General features: G+C 60.8%; 13 protein-coding genes, 1 tRNA gene and 1 pseudogene. 4 read left to right on the forward strand and 11 right to left on the reverse strand.

All coding sequences use genetic code 11. The features are described 5' to 3' along the window. Positions 1 to 359 precede the first annotated feature (359 nt). The 9 genes and pseudogenes from ACFOSU_RS18735 to ACFOSU_RS18775 all read right to left on the reverse strand — a co-directional run bounded on the left by ACFOSU_RS18735 (position 360) and on the right by ACFOSU_RS18775 (position 12,632). Positions 360 to 2,693, reverse strand: a complete 2,334-nt coding sequence (locus ACFOSU_RS18735) for a DNA methyltransferase (protein ID WP_380691468.1) — start codon at positions 2,691 to 2,693, stop codon at positions 360 to 362. A 110-nt stretch (positions 2,694 to 2,803) separates the two neighbouring features. Next, positions 2,804 to 4,447: an ATP-binding protein gene (locus ACFOSU_RS18740; RefSeq protein WP_380691469.1), complete on the reverse strand. Its 1,644-nt coding sequence runs from the start codon at positions 4,445 to 4,447 to the stop codon at positions 2,804 to 2,806. Continuing rightward, positions 4,444 to 7,158: a DEAD/DEAH box helicase family protein gene (locus ACFOSU_RS18745; RefSeq protein WP_380691470.1), complete on the reverse strand. Its 2,715-nt coding sequence runs from the start codon at positions 7,156 to 7,158 to the stop codon at positions 4,444 to 4,446. Before ACFOSU_RS18745 ends, ACFOSU_RS18740 begins: the two co-directional genes overlap by 4 nt. Before the next feature lie 9 nt (positions 7,159 to 7,167). Continuing rightward, a pseudogene (locus ACFOSU_RS18750) lies at positions 7,168 to 8,244 on the reverse strand (tyrosine-type recombinase/integrase). A 76-nt stretch (positions 8,245 to 8,320) separates the two neighbouring features. Beyond that, positions 8,321 to 8,396, reverse strand: a tRNA-Phe gene (locus tag ACFOSU_RS18755). A gap of 80 nt (positions 8,397 to 8,476) precedes the next feature. Continuing rightward, complete coding sequence (locus tag ACFOSU_RS18760) at positions 8,477 to 8,749, reverse strand: oxidative damage protection protein (protein WP_380691471.1); 273 nt, start codon at positions 8,747 to 8,749, stop codon at positions 8,477 to 8,479. Continuing rightward, entirely contained in the window at positions 8,746 to 9,804 is a 1,059-nt protein-coding gene (gene mutY / locus ACFOSU_RS18765) for an A/G-specific adenine glycosylase (RefSeq protein WP_380691472.1), read from the reverse strand. The genes ACFOSU_RS18760 and mutY overlap by 4 nt, the downstream gene beginning before the upstream one ends. Then, on the reverse strand, positions 9,797 to 10,372 hold the full coding sequence (locus ACFOSU_RS18770) for an SRPBCC family protein (protein WP_380691473.1): 576 nt from the start codon (positions 10,370 to 10,372) through the stop codon (positions 9,797 to 9,799). The genes mutY and ACFOSU_RS18770 overlap by 8 nt, the downstream gene beginning before the upstream one ends. Before the next feature lie 52 nt (positions 10,373 to 10,424). After that, positions 10,425 to 12,632: an AsmA family protein gene (locus ACFOSU_RS18775; protein WP_380691474.1), complete on the reverse strand. Its 2,208-nt coding sequence runs from the start codon at positions 12,630 to 12,632 to the stop codon at positions 10,425 to 10,427. Positions 12,633 to 12,827: 195 nt separating this feature from the next. On the opposite strand from ACFOSU_RS18775, the gene thiS reads away from it, so the two are divergent. From thiS to ACFOSU_RS18795, 4 genes are all read left to right on the forward strand, one after another. Beyond that, on the forward strand, positions 12,828 to 13,826 hold the full coding sequence (gene thiS, locus ACFOSU_RS18780; RefSeq protein ID WP_380691606.1) for a sulfur carrier protein ThiS: 999 nt from the start codon (positions 12,828 to 12,830) through the stop codon (positions 13,824 to 13,826). A 92-nt stretch (positions 13,827 to 13,918) separates the two neighbouring features. Then, positions 13,919 to 14,560 carry a tRNA (guanosine(46)-N7)-methyltransferase TrmB gene (gene trmB, locus ACFOSU_RS18785; protein WP_380691607.1) on the forward strand — a complete coding sequence of 214 codons (642 nt, stop codon included), beginning with the start codon at positions 13,919 to 13,921 and terminating at the stop codon, positions 14,558 to 14,560. A 387-nt stretch (positions 14,561 to 14,947) separates the two neighbouring features. Next, entirely contained in the window at positions 14,948 to 15,580 is a 633-nt protein-coding gene (locus ACFOSU_RS18790) for a TRAP transporter small permease (RefSeq protein WP_380691475.1), read from the forward strand. 39 nt (positions 15,581 to 15,619) lie between these two features. After that, on the forward strand, positions 15,620 to 16,903 hold the full coding sequence (locus tag ACFOSU_RS18795; protein WP_380691476.1) for a TRAP transporter large permease: 1,284 nt from the start codon (positions 15,620 to 15,622) through the stop codon (positions 16,901 to 16,903). Between the two features lie 849 nt (positions 16,904 to 17,752). Here ACFOSU_RS18795 and dctP read toward each other — a convergent pair. Continuing rightward, a complete protein-coding gene (gene dctP, locus ACFOSU_RS18800) occupies positions 17,753 to 18,841 on the reverse strand; it encodes a TRAP transporter substrate-binding protein DctP (protein WP_380691477.1) in 1,089 nt (362 codons plus the stop codon). A gap of 109 nt (positions 18,842 to 18,950) precedes the next feature. Further along, positions 18,951 to 20,150, reverse strand: coding sequence for a M24 family metallopeptidase (locus tag ACFOSU_RS18805; protein WP_380691478.1), 1,200 nt, complete (start codon positions 20,148 to 20,150; stop codon positions 18,951 to 18,953). Between the last annotated feature and the right edge of the window lie 146 nt (positions 20,151 to 20,296).

Consider the following 20,296-nt stretch of genomic DNA (forward strand, 5'->3'; position numbering starts at 1 on the left):
TCAAGATGCAGACCGCCAACGCCATACCCTGACGCGGCCACCGGTTACGGCGAGCGCTGCCTGGGTCGACGCGGGAAATATGGTGGCCGGAGGTGGAATCGAACCACCGACACTGCGATTTTCAGTTCTCTAATAAAAACCACAACTTAATGCAACTCAAGCCACTATGTTGAAACTTCGCGCAAAGCCCAAATACTACAAGCAACTGAATGCAATAAACTTTCTAACAGCTCGTAACACATAAGGTTTGCGCGCGCTGTGCTGAAAATGTGCGGCGCAACTCTCGCTCCCGCGCCAGATGAGAGGGGTCTGGAGGAGGTAGCCGTACAGCACAATAGCGCGTCCTATCGCTGGTGAATTCAACCAACCGATACCGGCACTAACGTCATTGTATCGTTGCCGAAAATATCAACTACTTTCACGGCAACCGTATAGCGGCCAGGCTTTTCGTAGCGATGTTCAGCGGTCGTTAGTTCAAGCTCACGATCTTTGCGGGTACGAAAGCTTTGCCACTCGTTCTCGAAGATATAGCTGCCGGTCCAGCGGTCTTCGAAGTCGAGGTCGAATTCGTTCTGGGGCGCTTCGAAGCCTGAGAGCACACCGCTGGTTCCGCTACCGACCGGCACCTTGATGATTTCTTTGCGGGATTGATAATCGAAGTCCACCGCCCAGTAATCGACCCAGTCGGTCCAGCGGCGCGTAAGCACTTCGCGGCTAACAACACCCTGCTTGTCTTTGCTCACCTTCACGAGCTGGCCGCGATCGCAGATGACTTCGCTTTTGTTGCTCTTCATCGCCTCGATAGCTTTCTCGGCGGCGTTCTGGCTGTAGTAAACCGAGAAATCCGTGAGTTCGATACGCACGGTCTGTTTGCGCTTCTTGTCGTAGCGCGGCGTAGCTTCCACGAAAGAGATATCGTGGAAAACGACTTGGTTACGCTTGATCGCCTGTTTGTCGAAGACCTCGGCCGGAATGTACTTCGGCGTTAGATCGATGCCCTTCTCTCGCGCCTCCGACAGTACGGCTGGAAACAATCCCATCTCGAACTCGAACGCTAGGATATCCACACGCGTCGCGCGACGCTTTCGGCACTCGGTAATGACTTCCTCCACGAATAGTCGCCCCACCGGCAGGTTGATCGGACCGATGACGACCAGCCGGGCGGCCTGTTTGCCGTCAAAAAATTCGTCGTTCTCGAACGGCTCGGCGCGATAGGCACGCAGGATTAACTCGCGGAATTCGCGCTCGCGTTCTGAGAGCGCGGCCTCGCGCTGCTCGCCAGTCAGCCGGCCGCCAACATTGAGATAGGCCTGGCGCTCATAGCGGCCGAGATTGAGGACCTCGAAGGCGCGGAACGGCTTGTCGGCGGCCTTGAGTTCGCGCTGAACGCCAATTAGGCGCTTGCGGGTAGTGTGAACGCCGAACTTGCCAAGATCGGAGGCGATCCATTTGCGGCCGAGTTTTTCAGCTGATGCCGCCGTAGTACCAGACCCGACGAAAAAGTCGGCGACCAAATCACCTTCTTGGCTACTTGTCTTGATAATGCGATCCAAAAGGGCTTCGGGCTTCTGTGTAGGATATTTTGTGCCTTCTCTTGAGGCAGCGCCGAGTCCGCCGATGTCGTCCCATAAGGATTGCATTGAGACGCCGGAGCCCTCATCTAAATACTGCTTTTTCTGAGGCACTGTACCCGGTGCCGTTTGAACAATCATTCCCTTAGAAATCAAATCGTTCATCGTGCCTTTGCTATAGCGCCAATAACGCGTGACCCCCATTACTTCGTAGCTCGGGTTTCCTTTCGCCGCACCACCAGGACCAATCATGCTGGTCAGCCTATAGCGCCTCCCCGTATCGCTGTCTTTGTACTTAAAAAAACTCTCGATATAGTCGTCGGAGTAAGGCGTAAATATATTATTGAAAATATACGATTCGCTTTTGCTGTAGGCCAGAAGCGAATCTGTATTCGCTCCCATGAATTTACTACCTTGGCCAATATTTCCTTTTACCGTATTGGCGCGCTTCCAAGTAATTTCGTTGATAAAGTTTTCAGTCCCGAACACCTCATTCATGGCGAGACGAATGAACGAATTTACCCTCCAGTCGCAATGAACATAGATGCTCCCTTCTTTCGCCAAGAGGTCTCGCATCAAGATCAGCCGCTCGTAAAGCATCGAGATAAACGAGTCGGCGCCTTTGCCCCAGGTATCCCGATACGCGATCTGCTCCAGCAGATTCGGCTCTTTATGAAACGTCTCACCGCCGATCTCGATATCCATCGAAAAATCGGCTCCCACGTCGAATGGCGGATCAATATAGATGAGCTTGAGGCCGCCCGCTTCTTCGATCTGACGGCGTAATGCGCCCGATTTGAGGCTCGACAGGATCAGTTTGTTGTCGCCCCAGATGAGCTTGTTGGTCCAGCCGCCCTTCTGTCGGCCACGGGCGTCGAATAGATCACTCTGAACCCGGGTCTCTTCGCGCGGCTCGTCGATATGTTCGAGTGTCTGAAACGGCAGCACTGCGTTGCAGACGTCGGCGGTCTTGCCGTTCCAGACCAGCTCAACTTCGCGCTTGTCTTCGAACAGTAGGAAGCGGTACTTCTCCGGTAGCGGTTTGTCGGCCTGGATTAGCTGGATCAGGTCGCGCTTTTCAGCTTCGGAAAGCACGTTCGTCGGTTGCGTCGGTTTGGCCATAGTATTTCTTTGAACAGCCAGCAGCCTTTTAAACAAAGCTTATGGCTTTATAAACCATTGATATTATTGATATCTATTTACTTCTAAAACTCGGCTAAAAACAGCGGTTCTTAGACCTCGTCCTTAGACCTCGTTCTAGAATGCGCCAGGTGCCAGCGCGCCCATCGACGCTGCCCTTTGAGCGATACCTTCTTTTCGTTTCGAAGCTCTTTCAGAAGTCTTTGCACCTGTCTTTCCGGCAAGTCCGGCAAGACCTGGCACAGCACCGAAAGGGCGCTGCCGTCTTGATCGTTATCGCGGATGTGCTTAAGCAACAATTCCTTATTGGTTTCGTGGCTCAAACCACGCTCGCGCGTATACGTCCCACTTCGCCCAATCGCGCCGTACATCGAACGCGAGAGGAGGTAACGCACGCCTCGGCCGCGGCCGAGTTTTTCGACGAGGCCATTCTCGACAAGTGCAGGCACGCGCTGACGCATGACATCACTCAACGGCTGTTTGCGCCGCAGCGCGTCGAGAGCGAGGAAGTCGTAGGTGGAAAACGTAGCCAGCCTCTCAGCCCCCACTTGCTCCAGGTAACGAATGAAAGCCGGGTCTTGCACCGTACCCTGCAACGTAAGACGCACCTCGTGCTCACTTGAGCCAGCGAAGTCTGGCAAAGGCTTACTCTGACGGATCGCGTTCTCGACCATCAGGTTCAACCCCTGGCCAGAACGCTCAATCAGGCCACAACGGGCCAACGCTTCCGCAATGCGGCGGTTACGTGGGTTCTGTTGGTCGAGGATGTTGTCGGGCGTGATGCCAATCGGAAAGCCGCCTGGGCTTACAATCTCGAGACGACGTGGATATTGACGCACAAAGATCGAGCCGCCCAACCGATAGTCGCGATGCGCAACGGCGTTGAGCAACGCCTCGCGAACCGCTATCTCGTCGAACGTCGCGATATCGTAGCGGAAAAGGCCATCCTGATAACTCTGGCGATCATTGCGTACGTTGATCTTCTGCCAAAGCTCGTCGTAAACGCTGAAAAAGCCTCGGCGTAGATCGAGCCGGTCCTGGGCTGGGCCCGAAGCGTCGGACGATCGATATTCGAACACAATCTCTGTCTGAGCGAGATAGCGTCCCAAAGCTTCTCGACTGCCAAACAAAACTAGCGCGGCGATAGTGATCCGTCTATCGAAGATCAGCTCCGCATCGGTCAGTAGCTGCTCGACGCTTTGATTTCTAAGCTCCGGCTTACCGGACTTACGCGCCCAACGACTGCCAAACGCGTCGACGGCCTCCGTATCCAGATCGCTTAGCGAAGCCTGCGAGGCCGTCGCAGAAAAATCAGGCCCGCCTTCCGACAGTATTTGCTGAAGCTCTTCCGGCGGGATCGGCACGAGATCATCCCCAGCGCGACGTAGATATCTCCCATCGTGATGCCAAGCCGTGCCTGGCAGCCGGCTCGGAACGTGTACAACCAGCACACGGCGGCCATCCATCGACAGCTCTTCGATCGGTACGCGGTGGCTAAGCTTCTGGTGAATGCCGGCAGAAGTTCGGCCTGGCTCGGCGAACGCCTCAGTGCCGACGACGGTTCGCGGCCTGGCATCCGTTACACCGAGGATTATTTTGCCGCCGCCCTCGTTCGCCAAGGCCACACAATAATCGAGCAGCTTCTCGAAGTGATAGTTGCGGCGCGCCGACTTGAACTCGAGATGTTCAGCCTCGGGCGCGGCGATCCAGTGTCGCAGCTCCTCCAACGAGGTCATGCTTGAAATTCACGGAAGGCGGCAACCAGACTTTCCATATCTTTCGGTGGATTGCGCTCGAAGCCGGCTTGGTCGACATAGACAAAGCGATATTCTGGCCCGCCGTTCGCAAGGCTGGCCTGCGTCGCATCCGCGCACCACTGGCGCAGTCGGGTCATCTTCTGAGGCAGATCGATTTCCTCGCGTCCCTTGGTTTCGATGGTGAACACGGTGCCGGCTACCGTGCGCACTACGAAATCCGGCGTATAGGTAGACAAATCGCCATCAATCTTCACGTAGTCGATCTTAAATCCCAGCGCCTTATAATTTTTCGTAAACGCTACAACGTCCCTAGCCCCATCCAGAAAAGCCGCGAACGTTAGCTCGAAACCACCAGCGTTCGGCTCAGCGACGATCTTCGAGAAGATTGTCTTTCTTGATTGAATAAACGGCTGATCAAAAGGCTTGAACGGTCGAGTGTTTTTAAGTCGTATGTAGTCTTCGATCCGGGAGGTGCCACTATCCGCGATCGTGATCGCGTTAATACCTGCCTTGAGACTGTCGAATATTGTTTTTGCGGCCTCGGGCTCCGACAGATTACGCAGCACTACCGGGTCTTCAAGATCGACCGGACTGTTCTCGAACAGCTGATCCCCCATGAAGTCACGCACCTTGGGATAGAGCACGTCGTAGCCGCCAACCAAACGCAGTTCCTTTAGCAACTGACGAGCGAAAAACGCGACGACCGAGCGATAATCAGCCGGTCCGATACCGTCGAGGTTGACGGTATGGTGTGCGGCATCGTCGAGCATGGTCTTGAAGACGATTTCGCGCGTTTGCTCCAGCGAGAATGGTTTGACCGGCAGTTTTTCGTTGCCGAGCGCGGTCACATCAAGATCGGTCAAATCCCGGAACTCGCGGTTGAAGCGACGCGTTAGCTTGGGAATAGGGATATCCAGCGCGTCGATATCCTTATCCTCGTTTTCGCTGTCGACCTCGACAACCAGCGGCGGTTTGCGTCGTGCGGCGTCGCCCATCGGCTTGCGCTCAAACTCGACGCCCTCGGTACGAATCGACTCAACAAATCCCATGAAGGCTTCAGTGCCCATGACCGAAACGTATTCCGGCTCGTCGCTGCCGAAGTACATACGACGCAGGCCGCGGCCGAGTGTCTGTTCCGGCAGTATATTGCTCTTGGCGCTGTAAGCACGCAGGCCCACAACAGTAGTGACGTTACGCACATCCCAACCTTCTTTAAGCATCAGCACCGAAACAATGGCTTTGTAAGGGCTCGCCCAGCTATCGATATTATTGGACGCCTCACGCAGCGCCTCTAGCTCTTCGAGCTTCTTGCCGGACTTGGCTTCGGATATTTCACCGTTCTTCTTGGTGTGAATAACTAGCACACCGCCTTCGAGCTCCGGCGCAATTTTCTCCAGGTATTCGCCGACCTCATCGCAGTTCTTGGTGTCGTCTACCATCACGAACAGCACGGCTTTCTTGCCGAGCTTTTCATGTTCGGCATAACTTACCCGCCACTCCTCGACGCCGAGCTGTAGATAATCGGCGTAGCGCTCCGTAAACAACGCACTCTTGTGTTCGTTGAGCCGGCCCACGCTGGCCGCGTCCGGCAGCGTCGGATGCTTGACGACGTTCTGATGGATCGCTTCGACCAGCGGGTAGTCCGACACGGTCTGGACGAAGATCGCGCCGTTGTTGTGCTTGGGAGTCGCGGTCACGTCCAGTTGCAATGCGAGCTGGCCGTCCTTCTGAAGCATTCGATGGTGGATATCCTGAATCGACTTGAACCACGCCATGCGCTCATCGTGAACGTGATGCGCTTCGTCGTTGAAGACTGCGAGCTCGTCGATATCGCGAACAATTTCGCCAAGGTCGGTTCCGGAGTCCGTCGTCTTGCCGGTTGGCTTGGGGCCGAAAGGGTCCAGGAAATAATCGGTCAGGTCATCGTCTTCGAGTGAGGCCTCTTTCACATCGCCCAGATAGACACGATGGATGTTGGTGAGAAAGAGATTACCGGTCGGCCGGACGATGCGCACGTCGTCTTGAATGTGCAACGCCATCTGGAAATCATCGCGCCAGTTACGGCCCTCGAAGCCGTTATCCGGCAGGACAGGATCGTTGAAAAATATTTTCAGCCCGTCGAAGTCGGCCCGCAGGCGATCCAGCACGATAATGTTGGGCGCGATCAGCAAAATGTTGCGTGCGAGCTCGGAGCCCGTTTCATAGGTCCGGTGAAAATAGCTCCAGGCGATCAGCAGTGACAGCACCTTGGTCTTACCGGCACCCGTAGCCATCTTGCAGACATAACGCGGCCAGTTTTCGGGAAACATACCCGTAGAGATCGCCTCGGACGCATCGAAGCGCATCAAGTCGAATTTATCGCGGGCCTGGCGGACTTCGTACAGCCAGATGACCGTCTCGACCGCCTCGCGCTGGGCGAAGTAATACGAAAATGGGGTGAGCGTGCCATCCGCCTCTTCAAGCATATGGTCTTGCCCAAACCACCAGCGCAGTAGCGCACTGGACGTGTCGGACGCGCCCGGATAGCCATCCCCACGCCACTGGCTGACTTGTTCCCGAATATTGGCGACAAGCGGCGGCAGGAGCTTTTCATAAGCGCTTTCCCGCATCGCCTCATCGGCAGGAAACCAACGGTGTCGGCTGTCCGGTATCTCGAACGGTGAGCGCGGAAAATCTTTATGGAGTGCCATTCATTCGCCTTATACCTTCCGCGAGCGGCCTGATAATCCGCTAGCGTCCCCTAAAGCATCAAGCCTACCAACCAAATCTTCGGCACGCAGGTGCGTGTAGCGCCGCAACATCTGCATGCTTCGGTGGCCGCTGATCGCCGCAACCTCTTGGTCCGACAATCCCAGTTCGACGAAACGGCTCACTGCTTCGTGCCGCAGATCGTGGAACCGCAGATCGTCCATCCCAAGTTCGATCTTTATCAAACGCCACACTGGCTTATACTCGAACCCACGACGCTTGCCGTCACGGCCCGGTTCGCCGAAGAACACGAGGTCGGTATCGATCGGCCGAATCGGATTTGAAAGCGCCTGCTCCATCGTTGCCAACGCCGTTGGCACTAGGGGCACGGCGCGTGTCTCTCGATTCTTTGTATCTCGCAGCGTGACAGTTCGGCGAGTCAAATCCACATCACGTCGGCGCAAACGCTGTATCTCACCTGCCCGCATACCCGTGTTCAGCGCCAAACGAACCATCCAGCCCAGCATGGGATTGCTGTAGGCGCTTCAAGCTTCGAGTAGACGCTGCTCTTCATCGGCCGCAAGGCGCCTGTCGCGCCCCGCACCGGGCGCGGGCCAGCGGATAGCACTTGCCGGGTTCAGCGTGAGTCCAAGCCGCCACTCTCGGATTGCCATTTCGAATACGTGGGAAAGCAGTGCGAGTTCTACTCGTACAGTATTAGCCGCTCTGCGCTCTTCTAAGCGTCGTTTATCCCGATAGCCGGCCACGAGCTCGGGTGTAACCGCCAAAAGGCCGTAATCGCCAAAGTAGCCGCGCAGGCGCTCCGCTTGACTGCGATTTCCGCGCTGCGTGGATTCACGCTTGGTGGGCACGGCTTCCGCCAGGTATCGGTCGAGCGCATCCGACATGGTCGTGCGTTCGGCTGGCTGACGACGAATGAAAGCACCACGGCGCATCTCGTCTTCGACAGAAGTAGCCCAATCCTGGGCATCGCGCTTGGTGCGCCACGTCTTTGAAACGGTGGGATAGCCCTTGCGCCGAACGACGGCTTTCCAGCCGCCTGCAAGACTCTTTGTGAAGGTGGCCATCGTGCACCCCGCACCTTGCAATGTACCTTGCAAGGTTTTCAGCGCGGAGGCAAACAGGCTAAGTGCCTGATAAATATGGTGGCCGGAGGTGGAATCGAACCACCGACACTGCGATTTTCAGTCGCATGCTCTACCAACTGAGCTATCCGGCCAGATCGTGGAGCCGATCTCGAAGAACACGTATTAGACCGATCCGGGCGGGCATAGTCAACCGCCCCTGCACTCGCCGATGCTAGCTTTTCGGCGGCACGTAGTGCGTTTCGGCGGTCTCGCCGCTGCCGAAGAAATATTCCTCGGTCTGTTCGGTAAGGAATTCGCGCGCCTTGGGGTCGGCCAGATGCAGCCCGTATTCGTTGATCAGACGTGTCTGCTCGACCAGCCATTGCTGCCAGGCCTGCATCGAGACGTTTTCGTAGATCCGTTTTCCGAGCTCGCCGGGCAACGGCGGACGCGGCAGGCCTTCGGCCTCTTTATTGAGCTTTACGCATTGGACGGTGTGACTCATAGAGCGAGTACTTGTTGATGTGTGTCGAGTACGCGGCGGATCGGCGCGGGCAGGCCCGGCCAGTCGTCGCGCGCATACCATTGCAGCGAGCTCTCCATGATACGGACAGTGTCGATCAGCTGCACCTGCTGTGGATGGATCAGCAGCTCGAAATGGGTGAACGCATGCGCCACCGAGGCCAGCCGCGCCCCGGGGGCGACGGCGATACCGAGATATTCACGACAGAAGGCCTCGACCGACTGCCCGGCGGGCTTTTCCGGCAGGCTCCACAGACCGCCCCAGATACCGGCGGGCGGGCGTTTTTCCAGCAGCACGCGGCCGCGATCGTCACTCACCACGATGACCACGGTTTCGCGCTGGGGTCGTGCCTTGCGTTTGCGCGGCGCCGGAATACGCGCCTGCAGTCCCTGCCGACGGGCCAGACAAGCCGATGCCAGCGGGCAGCTGTCGCAGCGCGGATTGCGCCGCGTGCACAACGTTGCGCCCAGATCCATGATCGCCTGGGTGTAATCGGTGATGCGCTCGTGCGGCGTGTACTGCTCTGCAAGCCGCCACAGCGACTTTTCATAGGCGGCAGTACCGGGCGTGGCCTGGATCGCCGCCAGACGTGCAATCACGCGCTTGGCGTTGCCGTCCAGAATCGGCGCCCAGCGCTCGAATGCCTGGGCGACGATTGCACCCGCGGTCGAGCGGCCGATGCCGGGCAGCGTCATCAACGCCTCCACGGTATCCGGCATCCGGCCGTCATGATCGGCGACCACCGCCTTGGCGGCGGCATGCAGATTGCGCGCCCGGGCGTAGTAGCCCAGCCCGGCCCAGTGCGCCATCACGGCATCGCTGTCGGCCGCGGCCAACGCGTGGATATTCTGGAAACGCGACATGAACGCGTTGAAGTAATCGACGACGGTGGCGACCTGGGTCTGCTGGAGCATGATCTCGGCAACCCACACCCGATAGGCACTGCGCGGATGCTGCCACGGCAGATCGTGACGACCGTGTACGTCGAACCAGGCCAGCAGCGCCTCGGCAATATGATCGGGCGGCGCGTCATTCATCATCGGACTCGCTGTCGTCGTCGATATTACCGCCATTTCGGCCCTGGTCGTGGGCATAGTCGGCGGCCAGACGTTCGATCGAGCGCCCGGTGATCTGGGTCTGGCGTCGCAGCTCGCGTGCGATCAGGTAGGGACCGATCAGCGGCGGTATCCAGAACGCGGGTTCGATCGCCGCAGCGAACGCCAGCCGCGTGCGCCGTGCATCGATGGCGGTGAAGCGCCACTTGGCGTGACCGCTTTTCAGGTCGCCGGCATCGGTCACCACCTGCATGTCGATGCTCTCGGGGGCATGCTCTTGATAGCGCATCACCTGACGAATGGTCTTGCAGAAGAACGCGACACACAAACGCACATTCGAGCGTAGCCGGTGACCGCGCAAGCGGGTGCTGGACAGGATGCTCGGATTGAACTCGGGCAACCGGTCGTAGTCGCTGGCCGCGCGAAAGGCGACCGCCAGCGGCACGTCGAGCACCATTACCGAGGCCACGTCGTAGCGGGCGTCATCACGCGTGACCTGCATGCGCTCGACGGTCACGGCCTGGGCCGAGCCCACGGTCGCGACAAGCACTGCGCCGACGACGGCCCTGGCCCATCGCCGGCGCGCAGAAATGGCGAGGCCGTTAATTGGCGTCGTCTTTCTTGCTGCCCCCGAACAGACCCTGGAAGCCTTTCTTCACCTTGTCGCTGACTTCAGGATCGATCTTCTTGGTGCGTTCCTTGAGCTTTTCGCTGACCTTGTCCTGCAGCTTGGCTTTCTCGTCCTGAAGGCGCTTGCTGGCAACGCCCTTGAGCGCGCCGGCCACGTCGAGCGAATAGGCTGGCGACATGAGGTTGCCGGTCAGCTTGATCGGCACCGCGACGCCGGCCAGATCCTCGAGTTTGCCGGAGGCATCCTCGGGCACCTGGGCGCTGACCACGTAGTCGAGCGCGTTGGCGGCCAGATCGTAGTTGCCGGTGCCGGTCGCGTTAATGACACGGCTCTTGAGGTTGAGGTCCTTGCCCGCCATCACGCCATCCTTGACGTTGAACGACGCAGCGAAGCGATTGAACGGTGTTTTCTCGTCTTCGCCCACGCCGCTGCCGGCGCCGCCCCCATCGCCGCCACTCGCCAGGCGGCTGCGCGCGGACGCGATCACCTGGGCGAGATTGAAGCCGTTGAAGGCACCGTCACGCAGGTCGAAGCCGAAATTGCCGTTGAGCGCACGCTTCATCGCCGCGACCTGCTTGCCGGCGGTGCTGATGTCGATATTCATGTTGGCCAGCGCCGCCACCCGGTCGGTATCGGCCACGTCCTCGAGCAGGGGCTGGAACTGCAGCCCGTTGAGATTGCCCTTGAGCGCGTAGCGCGGGGTGTCCTTCGATGCATCCACGCGCGCGGTCACCCGCACGTTGCCCTGATAGAGCTCGGCGGTGAGCGGCTCGATCGTGAGCACGCCGTCACGCGCCTTGACGGTGAGATTGGCGTTGGTGACATGGATGTTGGCGGCGGTCAGCGCGCCGACCGCGAGCTTGCCGTCCATGCGCAGATCCTTGAGCCCGGACAGATCGATCTCGGCATCCTTCTGCGCGTCACCGCCGCCGGTCTGCGCCGGTGTATCGGTCTGAGCCTGCTCGGCGCTGCCCGGCGGCAGATAATCGTCGACGTTGAGCTTGTCGAGGTTAAGCGCGAAAACCACGTTCGGCTTGGCAAAGTCCTCGACGCTGGCCGAGCCCTTGAGCGAACTGTCGTCGAGCGTCGCCAGAATCTGCTTGAAATCCACGCGATTGGCGTTCGCACTGAACTGCGCGTCGAAACCCGCCGCCGACAGGGCCGCTTTCTTCTGGGTGGCCGGCGCGTCGATATCCAGCTCGCGCATGACCGCACGCGGATCGAAATTCTTGACCGTGATACGACCACTGTAGGACGGCGTGTCGTTGAGACCGGTGCCGTCGAGATTGCCGCTGATATTCAGGCCCGCCCCCTGCAGAGTGACGCCCGACAGCTTCAGGCGACCCTCGGCCATGTCCAGTTCGCCGTTGCCGGAGAGCGTGGCCTGCTGGCGCTGGGCCGGCACGCCCTCACCGGAGGCGAGCACGTTGAGGCTCAGCCCGGAAAAGCGGTAGAACTGTTCGGCGATATCGGGCTCGACCTGGGTGACCAGATTCAGCGCGGCGTTGATTTTCTCTTCGGGCGCGGCCACGTCGCCGGACAGTTCCAGGCGTACCGGATCGCCGTCGGACAGACGTCCGGTCGATAGCTTGACATCGGTCACGCGATAGTCGGCGCCGGTCTGCGCATCCTGCCAGGCGACGGCCGCGTCCCTGATCTCGATCGCGCCGATCTGCAGCGACGACAGCTTGAAGCCCCCGGCGGTCTCGGCCGGCGCCGGCGGCGGGCTGTCGGCCTGCGTGTCCGCGATGTCACTGTTCTGATCGGCCGACAGGCGCTCGGAGATATCCTCCCAGTTGCTGCGCCCCTTCGCGTCGCGGGCCAGGCGCAGGCGCAACCCGTCGAGACTGACCGTGCCCACTTCGATATCGCGGCTGATCAGCGGCAACAGCTTGACGCTGATCTCGGCCGACTCCATTTCCGCCATCGGCTTGTCGCCGAAGCCCTGCGCATTAGCAACCTCGACGTGCCCCAGTTCGATACCCAGCCACGGGAACACCGACAGGCCGATATCGCCGCTGATCTCCACCTTGCGGCCGATCTGGCGCTCGATCGAGGCGTTGATCTGGCTCTTGTAATCGTTGGGGTCGAAGAACAGCAACAGCGCCGCCATCGCAATCGCGACGAGCAGGACAATCACGCCGATGATGACGAGCAGTATTTTTCCGAAACGTTTCATGCAGGCAACGCCAAGAGCTGGTGAACGAATACCGGCCACGGGTCGCGCGTCGCGGCCCACGCGTGGTCGATACCATCGCGCGCCACGGCCGCCCTGCGCAAGTCGCATGCAGCCGTGCGCCGCGTTATTCTACCCCGCCTGACGGTCCCGACCGACACGGTCGGACGCTCAAGCAACCGAACGCGCACATACATGATGCAGATTACAGTCAACGGCGCACCCAGAGAGTGCGCACAGCCGCTCACGCTCGCCCAGTTCCTGGCCGATCTCGGTTATGCCGATCAGCGCATTGCCGTCGAACACAACGGCGAGATCGTGCCGCGCGAGCAACACGAGAACACGCAGATCAACCCCCAGGACCGCCTCGAGATCGTGCATGCGATCGGCGGCGGCCAGGCCACCTCGGAGCCGGACACGCTGACCATCGGCACGCGGCGTTTCCAATCCCGTCTGCTGGTGGGCACCGGCAAGTACGCCGACCTCGACCAGGCCGATGCCGCGATCACGGCCTCCGGGGCCGAAATCGTGACCCTGGCGATTCGCCGCACCCCGGCGCTGACCGATCCGGAAGCCGCCAAGAAGCGCAATCTGCTGGATATCCTGCCGGCCGATAAATACACCCTGCTGCCCAACACCGCCGGCTGCTACAGCGCGAAAGACGCGGTACGCACCTGCCGGATGGCGCGCGAACTGCTCGACGGCCACAACCTGGTCAAGCTGGAAGTGCTGGGCGACGAGAAGACGCTGTATCCGGACATGGCCGAAACGCTGATCGCGGCCAAACAGCTCGTCGACGACGGCTTTGAGGTGATGGTCTATACCAGTGACGACCCGATCGCGGCGCGCCGCCTCGAGGATATGGGCTGTGTCGCGATCATGCCGCTGGCCGGGCCGATCGGCTCGGGGCTCGGGATCCAGAATCGCTACAACGTGATCGAGATCGTCGAGAACGCCAACGTGCCGGTGCTCGTCGATGCCGGCGTCGGCACCGCCTCGGACGCCTCCATTGCGATGGAAATGGGCTGCGACGGCGTGCTCATGAACACCGCAATCGCCCAGGCGCAGAAGCCGATCCTCATGGCCCAGGCCATGCGCCACGCGGTGATCGCCGGCCGCCAGGCATTTCTGGCCGGTCGCATGCCGCGCCGTCGCTATGCCTCGGCCTCGTCACCCATGACCGGCCTGCCATTCTGAATCATTCCAGCGGCGCCGATCATGGTCACCGCCCCGACCCGGACACCACCCGCGTGAGCACGACGCACGACCGCCGTATCCGCAGCTTCGTGATGCGAGAGGGCCGGCTTACCCCCGGCCAGCAGAAGAACCTCGACGCCCTGTGGCCGCGCTACGGCCTGGACCGGCCGAGCGCGCCCATAGACTGGGACGACGTGTTCGAACGTACCGCCCCCCGCACGCTCGAGATCGGCTTCGGCGCCGGCGAAGTGCTTGCCGATCTGGCGATCAGTAAACCGGACGAGGATTTCATCGGCATCGAAGTCTATCGCGCCGGTGTGGGCCGCCTGCTCGGCGCGCTGGACGCGGCCCGGGCCGGCAACGCCCGCCTGTTCAACGTCGATGCCGTGGACGTGCTTGCCGGCGGATTCGGTGATGCCAGTCTCGACAACGTCCTGCTGTATTTCCCCGATCCCTGGCCGAAGAAGCGCCATCACAAGCGCCGTATCGTGCAGCCGGCTTTCGCCAGCGAGATCGCACGCGTGCTCAAGCCGGGCGGACTGTGGCGGCTGGCCACCGACTGGGCGAACTATGCCGAGCATATGCGCGAGGTGCTCGATGCCCACCCGGACTTCGACAACGTCGGCGATCGCGACGGCTTCGTGAGCGAACCGCCGCGCACGGGTACCCGTTTCGAGTCACGCGGATTGCGCAAGGGCCATGCGGTTTTCGATATGGCCTATCGCCGCCGCTGAGCGGCGCCGGTTGCAGAGCGGCGGTCCGGGATGACGCCGCAAGCCAGCGGCCCGCCTCACCCCTGACGCGGCCGCCAGGAGCACAGGCATCGACCGCCTGGCACTCTTCTTGCTACCTGACCGGACGCACGGAAATCGCCTGCAACCGCGGGGCCACCGACCTGTGTCGGACAATCGACCTACACGACTAAAGGCTCAATCCGACTGACTGGCGAGGGTTCGAAAAAGGTTGTACGGTCAAATAAGGGGGATCGGCAGGGCCGTATCAAACCGTTCGAACGCAGGCACGCCGGCAACACAGTCGTCGCGCCGAGCGCGAAGCGGTCGGCCTGTCCCGTCGCCATAAATCCGAGCGACAGCGTCGCTCAGCCGCGCAAGGCCAAAGACATGACCCAGAAGGAAAACGCGCATACCCATGACGCCCCCGCCCGGGGCAACGCCGTGTTATCGGTTCTCAACGCCATCGATATCGGGCTGGGCTGGCTGGAGCGCGTGATCGTGGGCGGCAGCGTGCTCGTGATGGCGCTGCTCATGAGTTGCCACGTCGTCGGCAACCTGTTGTTCGACCGCGGCATTCCCGGCACCTATGAGGTCACCGAGATGCTGATCGTGGTGATGACGTTCGTCGGCGTCGGCTATGCCGCCCGCAACGCCCGCCATATCAGCATGTCGGCGATCTACGACCAGCTCAGCGGCCGGCTGCGCAAGGCGCTGCTCATCGTGATCTGCCTGGGCACGGCGGCCTTGATGTTCTATTTCGCCTTCAAGTCGGCGGAATACGTCGTTGAACTGCAGGGGCGCGGACGCGTGAGTTCATCGCTGCACGTGCCCATCTGGATAATCAACCTCGCCCTGCCGATCGGTTTCACCCTGGCCGGCGTGCAATACCTGCTCACCACCATCCGCAATCTCATGAGCGACGACATCTACCGCTCGTTCACCGAGAAAGAGGAATATTCCGACGTACCGCTGGACGAGTCCGGCACGACCCACGCGCCCGATGAACCGTATGGCGTCTGATACACGCCGCCCGCGCGTCACGAATCCGGAGAGAAACGAATGCTGATTGGATTGGGTCTGCTGATGCTCGTGCTGCTGATGCTCGGGTTTCCGATGATGGTGCCGCTGGCCGCGGGCACGCTGTACATGATGTTCACCGGGATGACTTTCTTCGGCCCCGACCAGGCGGTGAGCTGGATGATCACCGGCGTGGGCAGCTGGGTGCTGGCCGCGGTGCCGATGTTCATCTTCGCCGCCGATATTCTCACCAAGGGCCATACCGCCAACCGCCTGCTGGATCTGGTCGACGCCTTCACCGGTCACCTGCGCGGCGGTCTGCCGATCACCACGGCCGCCTCCTGTGCGCTGTTCGGCGCGGTATCCGGCTCGACCCAGGCCACCGTCGTGGCCATGGGCGGCCCGATGCGCCCCCGCCTGCTGGCCAAGGGCTATTCGGACAAGTTCACTCTCGCACTGATCATCAACGCCAGCGATATCGCGCTGCTGATTCCGCCCAGCATCGGTTTCATCGTCTACGGCGTGGTCATGAAGACCTCGATCGGCGACCTGTTTCTGGCCGGCATTCTGCCCGGCCTGCTGATTCTGTTGATGTTCTCGATCTACTGCTATGTCGATTCACGGATCAAGGGCATCGAGCCCGAGCCCAAGGCCTCGTGGAGCCATCGCTTCGTCGCGCTGCGCAAGGCCATTCTGCCGATGGGCTTTCCGGTACTCGTCGTGGGCGGCATCTACGGCGGCTATTTCAGCGCGGTCGAGGCCTCGGCGATCGCCGTGGCTTATGCCCTGCTGCTGGAAGTCGTGATCTACCGTCAGGTTTCAATCCGCGACCTGGGCAGCCTGGCCCTGTCCACCGGCATGATCACCGCCGTGGTGTTCATTCTGGTGGCCATAGGCGCTGCCTTTTCGCAGACGCTGGGCACCGCCGGCGTACCCGAACAGATTCTCGGCCCGGCCATCGACAGCATCGGCGATAACCAGATCCTGGCGCTGTTGTTGATTGCGGCGGCCTTCTTCGTCGGCTGCATGTTCGTCGATCCGATCGTGGTGATCCTGATTCTGGTGCCCATCTTCAAGCCGCTGGTGCAGTCTGCGGGTCTGGATCCGGTCCATGTCGGCGTGATCGTGACCCTGCAGGCGGCCATCGGCTCCGCCACACCGCCGTTCGGCTGCGATATCTTCACCGCCATCGCGGTGTTCCGTCGTCCTTATATGGAAGTCATCCGCGGTACCCCGCCGTTCATCGCCATGCTGCTGCTGGCGACCTTCATCCTCATTCTGTTCCCGCAGATATCGCTGTTCCTGCCGTCGCTGGGCGGTCAATAAAACAGTCACGGATGAATGCATTTCGCCCCGCGTCCGGTGCAACGCCGGTCCGGGGCTTGTTCGCATCCGGGGGCCGGCAGCGGGCGGCTGCGCCACACAGACGAGCACAGCCGCTGCCGCTTGCAGATCGCCGTCGCCCCCTCGGCGCCCATGTTGGTAGAAGATTGCGCTGGCCATCTCGCCCGATCCACAGTGGGCTATTCGAGCGCCGCCCCTGATCGAATCGGCTCCGGGCCGAAAAGCCTACTTCGAATCGGTGACGCCGGCGCCGAGCGTAGTCGCCGTCGACGCCTGCCGTGGCCGCGGACCGTGGAGCCGCGCGGCAAGGAGCACCGGGCCACGCCAGCATCACCCTTAGTTCCGCATCGAAAGGCCGGCGACGGCCTGCAGCGATCAGCGACGGGCTCTCTTGGTCCCCTGCACTGTTCTGCCCGTTACGCCGGCGTACCCGGCAAACGGCAAGCCAAGCCAAGCCAAGACAGGCAAGGCCGGGGCGTAGCGAGTCTCGTGCCGATGCATCGCAACGGCGCTGGGCGCATCAATAACCGCGCAGAAGACACGGCAATTTGCCGTAATACGACACGAGCCACGCCGGGCGCACCGCAGGAATACGACAGCCCGACAACCCTGCCATGGCAGCGCCAGGGGATGCTCAGCGCGCGCCGGCCGGTACGCACCGGCCACGCCGCTCGAGGAACCGACCAACCAGCCCGCAGCAGATCGGTTGCGCAAAGGCAGCCCATATCGCGGGCACAAAAAAAGCCCGGCCAGCTTCGACGTGAATCAGTGTCGAAGCCGGCCGGGCTGCGCACGGCTCAAGGCCGCGCTGACGCCTCTACAAAACGGCGTTTACTGCGTCTTGCTGTCGCCGCTGTCGCCGCCTTTGGCTTCGTCGACGGCTTTCACGAGTGCGTCCAGTGATTTCTGGGCACCTTCGCCGACATCGTCGACGAACGATTGCCGAACCGGCTTGACCATTTCGCGGAACTGCTCGCGCTGGTCCTCGTCGAGATTGATGATCTCGATATTGCTCTTCGACTTGATCGTATCCAGGCGTTCCTTGTTGAACTTCTCCTGCACGTCGTAGCCGGTCTTCACGAGCTTGCCGGTCACGTCCTTGACCAGCTTCTTCTGGTCGTCGGACAGGCCGTCGTACCAGTCCTTGTTACCCATGAGGGTAGCCACGAACTGCGACTGCTTAGCGAAGATCATGTACTTCTGTACTTCGTAGAAACCCATTTCCTCATGCGCGAACACCGGCTGAATGTTGCCTTCGGCCTGGCCCTGCTGCAGTGCGCTGTAGAGTTCGCCGTAGGCGATGGTGATCGGCGACGCGCCGTAGGCGCGGTAGGTCGAGCGCAGCAGGCTGTTGTCCATGACGCGAATATGCAGGTTCTTCATGTCCTGGGGCGTCTTGATCGCCTTGTTCGCCGTCCATACCTGATAGCCCTCGGTGAGCTCGGCGAGCGGCACGAGATCACGGTTGCCGAACGCCGTCTGCCAGGCGTCGCTTTCCAGGAAGGTATCGGAATTCAGCGCCTGCACGGTCTGCCACTGATCGGGCGGCATGATGAAGTTCAGGCTCAGCAGCTGGCTTTCCGGCACGGTGCCGCCCAGCGCACCCGAGCCGAAGCCGATCTCGATCGAGCCGCTCTGAATGGCGTCATACAGCGCGGAATACGTGGACCCCCACTTGCCGTACGGCAGCAGCTGAACGGTGATGTTGCCGTCGCTCTGCTTCTCGATCATCTTCTTGAATTCGGCCGCGTACTGATACTGCACGCTGCCCTCGATTTCCTCGAGGCCGAATTTCCATGTCTGCTTGGTGTCGGCCGACTTCGCGCTATCGGACGATTGCGAACTGTCGGATGACTCACCGCAGCCGGTGAGCATCAGTGCCGTCAGACTGACGGCACAAAAAACGGAAAAGGCTTTCATCAGACGCATCGTTCCCCCTTGGAGTGTCAAAAACATAACAGTACTTAAAATGACATAGGCAGCCTCCGTGTCAAGCCGAACGCCGGCCCGACGCACACGCCGAACGTCTCTAGTCGAATACCTGCAGGGCCAGATCATTGGTCGTGATCCGCTCGGCCCCGGTGGCGGTGATTCGCACGGTTTCGCTGAAGCCGACACCCCATTCGCCGGGCTTGCGCAGGCAGATCGGCAGATGAAACACCATGTCGTCTTCGAACACGGCATCGCAGTCGCGGGCGATGAAGGTCGAACCCGTCACCCATGACGGCGGAAACTGGGCGCCCACGGGATAACCGTAAACGCCGGAGAAGAAGGCCCGGTCGGCAATCGGCGCAAGCGCCGCCTCGCCCGCGATGGCCGCCGATGCAAAGGGCTCGCCGGTGCGCGCGGCCTGCATGACGGCATCGAGCACGGCCAGACAGACCTCGTGGAATTCGCGGATCTCGGCGCTGGCCGGACCCACGACAGCGGTGCGCATCATCGGCGCCGTATAGCGTCGCTTGACCGCGCCGAATTCGGTGAACACCACGTCGCCGCGCGCCACTGTGCTGCCGACATGGCTGGTATGGATGATGCCGCTACGAAACCCGGTGGTGACGATGGGCTGCATGCTCATGAACTCGCTGCCGCGCGCGAGCATGGCGTCGGCGCCGGCCTGGGCGATGTGATGATCGATCGCGCCGTCATGAATCACCTTGAAGGCAGCGTCCAGACCCGCGCCGGTCATGGCGGCGCTCTCGGCGAGATAGTCCAGTTCCGCCGGCGACTTGACCAGGCGCTGGATATCCAGGAAATCGCCCTTGTCCTGGAATTGCGCGTCGGCGAGGGTCGCGCGCAACGAATCCAGCAGCCCCGGGCGTAGTGAATTGCTCCAGAGACTCACCCCGATACGCGGCGACGGCGCCGAGGTCATCGCCACGACGCGATCCGCCAGCAGACCGGCGGCCGAGCCCGGCGACTCCCAGGCATAACCGACGACCTCGTCGACCCGGCTCAGATATACCGCCGGCCCCACCTCGATCGCCGGCACGAACAGCACCGTACGCTGCGCGCCGACCAACAGCACGCACTGCACCGACACTTCAAACGTCGTATAGCCGGTCAGATAGCACAGCTCGGCCGGATCGGTGAGCATCAGCATATCGAAGCCGCGTCGGTCCATCTCCGCGCGCAGCGTACTCAGCCGCGTTTCGTATTCCTCCACCGCGAACGCCAGGCTGGGGGAAGGAAACCGCGCAAGCAGCCGGTCGCGATATTCGCCGTAATCCATGGTCAGGCTCCGTTTGAGATGGGCTCACGATACCGGCTCGCGAGAGCAAAGCGGAAGTCGTCTTCCGCGTGCCCACCGATGCAGATTCTCAATTCACGCACACAGCGTCGCGGATACCCCCTCGCGGACACGATCCGAACGACCGG

The organism is Salinisphaera aquimarina, assembly GCF_042643355.1.
GTDB classification, from domain to species: domain Bacteria; phylum Pseudomonadota; class Gammaproteobacteria; order Nevskiales; family Salinisphaeraceae; genus Salinisphaera; species Salinisphaera aquimarina.